This window comes from Tardiphaga sp., from assembly GCF_025356345.1.
Lineage (GTDB): Bacteria > Pseudomonadota > Alphaproteobacteria > Rhizobiales > Xanthobacteraceae > Tardiphaga.
The window spans coordinates 1-7,692 of sequence record NZ_JANXTC010000049.1 but is presented as its reverse complement, the minus strand read 5'-3'; the positions used below and the strand labels follow the sequence as shown (position 1 = coordinate 7,692).

The 7,692-nt window shown below is 64.9% G+C and carries 6 protein-coding genes and 1 pseudogene; 5 read left to right on the top strand and 2 right to left on the bottom strand.

Annotated features, from left to right (window positions below):
• Positions 1-296 (bottom strand): annotated as a pseudogene (locus tag Q0S16_RS02590) (hypothetical protein); the annotation flags it as partial.
• 235 nt (positions 297-531) lie between these two features.
• On the opposite strand from Q0S16_RS02590, the gene Q0S16_RS02585 reads away from it, so the two are divergent.
• The 5 genes from Q0S16_RS02585 (at position 532) to Q0S16_RS02565 (ending at position 7,433) form a co-directional block, all read left to right on the top strand.
• The gene (locus Q0S16_RS02585; RefSeq protein ID WP_295844689.1) at positions 532-1,539 is read left to right on the top strand and encodes a Gfo/Idh/MocA family oxidoreductase; all 1,008 of its coding nucleotides are present in this window, start codon (positions 532-534) and stop codon (positions 1,537-1,539) included.
• A 56-nt stretch (positions 1,540-1,595) separates the two neighbouring features.
• Positions 1,596-2,744 (top strand): DegT/DnrJ/EryC1/StrS family aminotransferase, encoded by a 1,149-nt coding sequence (locus Q0S16_RS02580; protein ID WP_295844687.1) that lies wholly within the window; start codon positions 1,596-1,598, stop codon positions 2,742-2,744.
• A gap of 212 nt (positions 2,745-2,956) precedes the next feature.
• Positions 2,957-4,486, top strand: a complete 1,530-nt coding sequence (murJ, locus tag Q0S16_RS02575; protein ID WP_295844684.1) for a murein biosynthesis integral membrane protein MurJ — start codon at positions 2,957-2,959, stop codon at positions 4,484-4,486.
• Between the two features lie 67 nt (positions 4,487-4,553).
• Positions 4,554-6,851, top strand: coding sequence for a xanthine dehydrogenase family protein molybdopterin-binding subunit (locus Q0S16_RS02570; protein WP_295844681.1), 2,298 nt, complete (start codon positions 4,554-4,556; stop codon positions 6,849-6,851).
• A gap of 135 nt (positions 6,852-6,986) precedes the next feature.
• A complete protein-coding gene (locus Q0S16_RS02565; RefSeq protein ID WP_295844694.1) occupies positions 6,987-7,433 on the top strand; it encodes a cytochrome c in 447 nt (148 codons plus the stop codon).
• Between the two features lie 117 nt (positions 7,434-7,550).
• Here Q0S16_RS02565 and Q0S16_RS02560 read toward each other — a convergent pair.
• On the bottom strand, positions 7,551-7,692 hold a 142-nt coding region (locus Q0S16_RS02560), incomplete at its 5' end, for a CHRD domain-containing protein (protein ID WP_295844692.1).

The following is a 7,692-nucleotide window of genomic DNA, read 5'->3' as shown; positions in this document are numbered from 1 at the left end:
CTGATCTTGCCGCGCTTGATGCTGACAACGCCGTTCGCCGGCGGGGTGATCATCCGAATGGTAGGCAACGCGCCGGAGGTGCAGTCGGGCTGAACATTGAGATAGACTCCGACCTGAAAGCTCTTCCCGGTCGCGCCCCTGGCGGTTCGTTCGACGATAGGGGCGGGGGCAGGAGCTGCTTCTTCAGCACCCGCTGGTAAAATGGAACTGGCGACGGCCACCAAGCCGCCCAGCAAACAAGCCACCACCACCCATTGTCGGCCCATGCCATCGCTCTCGTCGTCGGTCTGATCCATGCACCTGCCGCGCAAGCAGGATGTCGTAAAAGGCCAGCAATTTCAATTGGTCGCCGTTCTGTAGCACTTCTCTCCCGCGCTGGGCCGCACCCGCCATCGCGGTGTAATTCTTTGAATCAAAACGTGTTTGGGTAACCCGCCCGGCCATTCGCCACATTTGTGACGGCATGTTAGGAGAATGGCACGGCAGACCTCCCGCTGATCGGGACGTGTCGGGTGAATTTCGGGGTTTTTGATGGTTTCCAGGGAATCGACAAGTCCGGGTGCTGACCGCATGATCCGGGTCGGCGTGGTCGGCGCCGGCGTGATGGGCACCAACCACGGCCGGGTGATGGCCGGGCTGCCGGGCATCGAACTGGTCGGCATCGTCGATCCCTTGCCCGAACACCGCGCCCGCGCCGAGAAGCTGATCGGCTGCACCACGTTCGCGGAGCTGGATGCGCTGATCGCCGCCGGCGTCGACGCCGTCACCATCGCCGCGCCGACCCATCTGCACCACCAGGTGGCGCTGGCCTGCATCGCCAAGGGCATCCACGTTCTGGTCGAGAAGCCGATCGCCTCCACGGTGGCGGAGGGCCGCGACATCGTCGAGGCGGCCCAGCGCGCCGGCGTCACGCTGATGATCGGCCATGTCGAACGCTTCAATCCCGCCGTCGCCGCCATCAAACAGGCGATCAAGGATGAGGACATTCTCTCGATCGCCATCACCCGGGTCGGCCCGTTCCCGCCGCGGATGTCCGATGTCGGCGTGGTCATCGATCTCGCGGTGCATGACATCGACCTGATCCGCTGGTTCACCGAATCCGACATTGTCGAGGTGCAGTCGCAGCTCGCCAATGCCATCGCCGAGCGCGAGGACATCGCGCTGCTGCAGTTCCGCACCGCCTCCGGCGTGCTGGCGCATATCAACACCAACTGGCTGACGCCGTTCAAGGCGCGCACCGTCACGGTGGCAACCCGCGGCAAATATGTGATGGGCGATCTGCTGACCCGCCAGGTCACCGAATGTTTCGGCTTCAAGACCGACGGCAGCTATTCGATGCGGCATCTGCCGGTCGGCCAGGACGAGCCGCTGCGGGCGGAATTGCTGGCGTTCCTGTCCGCGGTCCGCACCGGCGACACGCCGGCGGTCACCGGCGAGCAGGGCGTCGCCTCGCTCGAAATCGCGATCGAGTGCCTGGGAGCGCCGAAGAAGCCGGCGGCGACCGCCGCGCGTCCGCTGCCGCGCAAGGTGGTCGGCTAGGCTATCCGTTCGTCGCGCTTGCGCGGCGTCGTTCAACATTCATTTGCAGGCCCAGAATGAACCAGCACACCCGCATCGACCCGGTTCCCTTCATCGATATCGGCGCGCAGCGCCGTCGTCTTGGCGCGTCGATCGACGCGGCGGTCGGCCGCGTGCTCACCCATTGCCAGTTCATCAACGGCCCCGAAGTCACCCAGCTCGAGGCCGCTTTGGCCGCCTATAGCGGCGCCAAACATGTGATCGGCTGCGCCAGCGGCACCGATGCGCTCTTGATGGTGCTGATGGCCAGGAAGGTCGGCCCCGGCGACGCCGTGTTCTGTCCGTCCTTCACCTATTGCGCCACCGGCGAGGCCGTGGCGCTGACCGGCGCGACGCCGGTGTTCGTCGATGTCGACGAGACAACGTTCAATATCGATATCGCCTCGCTGCGGCGCGCGATTGCCACGGCCAAAAAACTTGGCCTGACGCCAAAGGCGATCATTCCGGTCGACCTGTTCGGCCAGCCGGCCGATCACGATGCCGTCGCGGCGATCGCCAGGGCCGAGGGCCTGTTCGTGCTCGACGATGCCGCGCAGGCGTTCGGTGCGAAATACAAGGGCAAGCGTCTCGGCACCGCGGCGCTCGCCACCGCCACCAGCTTCTTCCCCGCCAAGCCGCTCGGCTGCTATGGCGACGGCGGCGCCATCTTCACCGATGATGATGAACTCGCCGATGTGCTGCGCAGCATCCGCGTCCACGGCCAGGGCTCGGACAAATACGACAATGTCCGCCTCGGCCTGACCGGCCGGCTCGACACCATCCAGGCGGCGGTGCTGCTCGAAAAGCTGAAGATTTTTGACGACGAGATCGCCGCCCGCAACAAGGTGGCGGAGCGTTATGCGCGCAGCCTCGGCAATATCGTCACCGTGCCGCGGGTCACCGCCGGCAATGAGTCGATCTGGGCCTGCTACACCATTCGGCTGCCCAAGGGCACGGACCGCGCCGCCTTCGCCGCCTCGTTGCAGGCGCAGGGCGTGCCGACCGCGATCTATTACGTCAAGTCGATGCACATGCAGACCGCCTATCAGGCCTATCCGGTCAGCGATGCCGGGCTGCCGGTGTGCGAGGCGCTGTCCGCCGACGTCATCAGCCTGCCGGTGCATGCCTATCTGGACGAGCCGACCCAGGACCGCGTCATCCAGGCGGTGCGCGATGCGCTGGCGTAGCGTTCGTTCCCCGGACGCCGCGCACTGCGCCTCGCTTTGGGCGTGGTGCGCTGCTGATCCGGGGTCCCGGTTATTTTCGAAGATGCCACCGGGATTCCTGATCCGCGCAGCAGCGTGAAGAACGCCGCGGCGCGTCCGGGACATGAGAACGTCGCTGCGATTTCTCCGCAATCCCCATTTGGCCTTATCGCCGCATGCTGTAAAAGCCGCGCATGCTTGGACGTATTTTCACCGTCGGTGGTTACACGCTGCTGTCGCGGATCACCGGATTTGCGCGCGACATCCTGCTCGCCGCGATTTTGGGGGCCGGGCCGATCGCCGACGCCTTCTTCGTCGCGTTGCGGCTGCCCAATCATTTCCGCGCCATCTTTGCCGAAGGGGCCTTCAATGCCGCTTTCGTGCCGGCCTATGCCCATGTTCATGGCCGCGGCGGCGAGATCTCGGCGCGGCTATTCGCCAACCGGATCTTCACGCTGCTGTTCGTGTCGCAGGTCGTGCTGCTGATCGTGGCTTTGCTGTTCATGCCGCAAGCGATGAGCCTGCTGGCACCCGGTTTCACCGACGATCCCGAGCAGCGCCGCCTCGCCATCGATCTGACGCGCATCACTTTTCCCTATCTGCTGCTGATCACGCTGGTGACGCTGTATGGCGGCATGCTCAACGTCATCAACCGTTTTGCCAGCGCCGCCGCGGCGTCGATCTTCCTCAATATCTCGATGATGGCGACCTTGGCGCTGGCGGTGCTGTTTCCCACCGCTGGCCACGCCGCCGCCTGGGGCGTGCTGATCTCCGGTTTCCTGCAATATTTCCTGCTCGCCGGTGATCTCGCCCGCCATGGCGGCCTGCCGCGCTTCGCGCCGTTGCGGCTCGACGAGGACGTCCGCGCCTTCTTCCGCGCGCTGGGGCCGGCAACCCTGGGCTCGATGGGCACCCAGGTCGCGCTGTTCGCCGACACCATCATCGCCACCTTCCTGCCGGTCGGCGCGCTGTCGGCGCTGTATTACGCCGATCGCCTCAATCAGTTGCCGATCGGTGTGATCGGCATCGCGATCGGCACCGTGCTGCTGCCGGAAATGTCGCGGCGCATCACCGCGGGGGATGATGCCGGCGCGATGGCCTCGCAGCGCCGCGCCTTCGAATTCACGCTGCTGTTCTCGGTGCCGTTCGTGGCCGCGTTTCTCATGGTGCCCGACGTCATCATGCGCGCGATGTTCGCCCGCGGCGCGTTCACCAAGGCCGACGCCGCGGTCGCCGCCGCCACGCTCGCGGCCTACGCGATCGCGCTGATTCCGTTCGTGCTGATCCGTAGCGCGATTGCGACCTTCAACGCCCGCAAGGATACCACGACGCCGATGAAGGCGGCGCTGACCGGCATCGCCGTCAACGTGCTGCTGAAAATCCTGCTGATGGGCTCGCTGGCGCAGGTCGGACTGGCGCTGGCCACGGCGGCGGGCGCCTGGGTCAATCTGCTGCTGGTGATCGGTTTCGCGGTGCGGGCCGGCTATCTGCGGTTCGACCGCGGTTTTGTCATCTCGCTGCTGAAATTCTTCATGATCGGCGTCGTGCTGGCCGCAGCCTTGTGGCTCGCCGCGCGCTTTGCCGCGGTGCACTTCGCCGCGATGAGCACGCTGCGCGACGAAGCCGCGCTCGGCGTGCTGATCGGCGTTACTGTGGTGGTCTACGCCGCGCTGGTGCTGCTGTTGTTCGGCCGCCGCTGGCTGCGCGCGCTGGTGCGCAGTTAGGTCACATTTGCGCTGGCTGCCGTTCCGCTGCACAATGGATAAAATCTAAATTGTCGGCGGAGACACCATGGCCCCCATCAAATTCGGCGTCGGACAAAGCGTCCTGCGCAAGGAAGACGACGCTCTGATCCGCGGCAAGGGCCGCTACACCGACGACCACGCGCCGCGGACGCTGCACGCGCTGGTGCTGCGCTCACCGCATGCCCACGCCACCTTCAAGCTCGATGCCGCGCGCGCGCGAACCTTGCCAGGTGTCGGCGCCATCCTCACCGCGGAGGACGTCAAGGATCTTGGCGGCCTGCCATGCCTGTTCAATCTCCCGGACACGCCCTTCACCGGTCCGGACTACGCCATTCTCGCGTCCGGCACCGTGCGCCACGTCGGCGACGCGGTGGCCTTCGTGGTGGCCGAGACCATCGATCAGGCGCGCGACGCTGTCGAGGCCATCGAGGTCGAATGGTCGCCGCTGCCATCCGTCAACGGCCTCGTCAACGCCGTGAAGTCCGATGCGCCACAGGTCTGGCCCCAGCATGCCGGCAATTTGCTGTTCGACGTGCCGATCGGCGACAAGAAGGCGGTCGACGCGGTATTCGCCTCCGCGCCGGTGATCGCCGAAGTCAAAATCGTCAATCCGCGCGTCATCATCAACTACATGGAGACCCGTGCCGCGATCTGCGAATATGACGCCGCGCGCGATCATATGACGCTGACGATCGGCAGCCAGGGCAGCCACCGGCTGCGCGATATTCTTTGCGATAATGTTCTCAAGATTTCCAAGGACAAGATGCGGGTGATCTGCCCCGATGTCGGCGGCGGTTTTGGTACGCGGCTGTTTCCGTACCGTGAATATGCGCTGGTGGCCGTAGCCGCGAAAAAGCTGCGCAAAAACGTCAAATGGGCCGCGGATCGCACCGATCACTTTCTCGGCGACTCGCAGGGTCGCGACAACGTCACCCATGCCCGCATGGCGATGGACAAGGATGGCAAGTTCCTGGCGATGGATGTCGACCTGATGGCCGATATGGGCGCCTATCTATCGACCTTCGGGCCCTATATCCCGCATGGCGGCGCCGGCATGCTGCCGGGGCTTTACGATATCCAGGCGTTTCATTGCCGGGTCCGCACCGTGTTCTCCAACTCGGTGCCGGTCGATGCCTATCGCGGCGCCGGCCGCCCGGAGGCGGCCTATGTGGTCGAGCGGCTGGTCGATGCCTGCGCGCGAAAGACCGGGCTTTCGCCGGATGCGATCCGCCGCAAGAATTTCATCCCGCCGAAGGCGATGCCGTACAAGACCGCCACCGGCAAAGTCTATGATTCCGGCGATTTCACCGCGCACATGAATCGGGCGATGGATGTCGCGGACTGGAAGGAATTTCCGAAGCGCGCGAGGGCTGCGAAGAAGTTCGGCCTGGTGCGCGGCATCGGCATGGCCACCTATGTCGAGGTCTGCGGCACCATGGGCGACGAGACCGCCAATGTGGCGCTCGGGGCTGATGGCGACATCACCATCCTGATCGGCACCCAGTCGACAGGGCAGGGCCATCACACCGCCTATGCGCAGATCGTGGCCGAACAGTTCGGCGTCGCACCCGAGCGGGTCCACATCATCCAGGGCGACACCGACAAGGTCGCCACCGGCCTCGGCACCGGCGGCTCGGCCTCGATCCCCACCGGCGGCGTGAGCGTGCAGCGCGCCACCCGAAAACTCGGGCTGGCGTTGAAGGAACTCGCCGCGGATGCGCTTGAAACCAGCGCGTCCGATCTTGAGATCGACAATGGCGTGATCCGGATCGCCGGCACCGATCGATCGATCAGCTTCGCCGATCTGGCGAAGAAGGCCGATCCGTCCAAACTCAATGCCGCCGAGACTTTCTCCAGTGCCGACGGCACCTTTCCCAACGGCACCCATTCGGTCGAGGTCGAGATCGACCCCGCCACCGGCAAGATCGCGATCGTCAATTACGTCATCGTCGATGATTTCGGCGTGACGCTGAATCCGCTGCTGCTGGCCGGCCAGGTCCATGGCGGCACCGTGCAGGGCATCGGCCAGGCGCTGATGGAGCAGGCGGTGTATGATCCGGCGGACGGCCAGCTCGTTACCGGCACCTTCATGGACTATGCGCTGCCGCGCGCCGCCGACGCCGCGCCGATCAGCTTCGAGACCCGCAACATTCCCTGCACCACCAATCCGCTGGGCGTGAAGGGGGCGGGCGAGGCCGGCGCGATCGGGTCCTGTCCCGCGGTCGTCAATGCCATCATCGAGGGCCTGAATCGCGAATACGGCATCGACCATATCGACATGCCTGCGACCCCGGAACGGGTGTGGATGGCGATCCGCGAGCAGGAGCGGCTGCATCGGCTGTAATGTCGCAGCCGCGGCCGGAATAGACCGCCGGCCGCGGGGTTATGGAAATGAGGCGTTAGATCGTCGCGCCTTCGAGGTCCGGGGACACCTGTCGTCGGCTGGGCGTTCAATCAAAACAGGGGATGTTGGCCGATGATGATGAAGATGGTGGTTGTCGCGGGAGTGTTGATGCTCGGCTTGGGTGCCGTGGCCGCGCAGCAGGACGTCGTGAAGGAGGCCCAGAACATCATGAAGGCGAATGGCCGGAATCTCGGTGGCGTGCTCAGCGCGATGGCCAAGGGTGACAAACCCTACGACCAGGCCGCCGTCGACGCGGCGCTGGCCCAGCTCGATGACACCGCCAGGAAGCTGCCGACCCTGTTCCCCGAAAGCACCAAGGGCCTGAAGCCGGAAGGTGACTACAGCTCCTCGCCGAAAATCTGGGAAGACAAGGCCGGCTTCGACGCCAAGATTGCCAGCTTCGCCAAGGTCGTCACCGACGCCAAGGCCAAGATCAAGGATCTCGACAGCCTCAAGGCCAATGTCGGCGGCATCGGCAAGGAATGCGGCAGCTGCCACGAGACGTTTCGCCTGAAAATCTGAGGCCGTTCCTCATTGCGGACCAATGGGTCCGGCTTTGTCGATCCGACAAAAGCACCATCGATAAGGGCGAACGCGATGCGTTCGCCTTTGATACTTCAAAAATCCGGCGGTTGATTGTTACTTCGTCACCTGACCGCGAATTTCGCCGGCCTTGTTGGCTTCGGTGTGGACGTTGACATAGTACTTGCCGGCGACAAGGTCAGCGGCCTGCGCATCGGCCAGGGTGGCGCTGCCCTCGCTCGGGCTGGTGGCGGGCGCG

Excerpts from the sequence above, each read along its gene's own strand:
- Q0S16_RS02585 (WP_295844689.1), top strand. The coding sequence starts at position 532 with ATGGTTTCCAGGGAATCGACAAGTCCGGGTGCTGACCGCATGATCCGG.
- Q0S16_RS02580 (WP_295844687.1), top strand. The coding sequence starts at position 1,596 with ATGAACCAGCACACCCGCATCGACCCGGTTCCCTTCATCGATATCGGC.
- murJ (WP_295844684.1), top strand. The coding sequence starts at position 2,957 with ATGCTTGGACGTATTTTCACCGTCGGTGGTTACACGCTGCTGTCGCGG.
- Q0S16_RS02570 (WP_295844681.1), top strand. The coding sequence starts at position 4,554 with ATGGCCCCCATCAAATTCGGCGTCGGACAAAGCGTCCTGCGCAAGGAA.
- Q0S16_RS02565 (WP_295844694.1), top strand. The coding sequence starts at position 6,987 with ATGATGAAGATGGTGGTTGTCGCGGGAGTGTTGATGCTCGGCTTGGGT.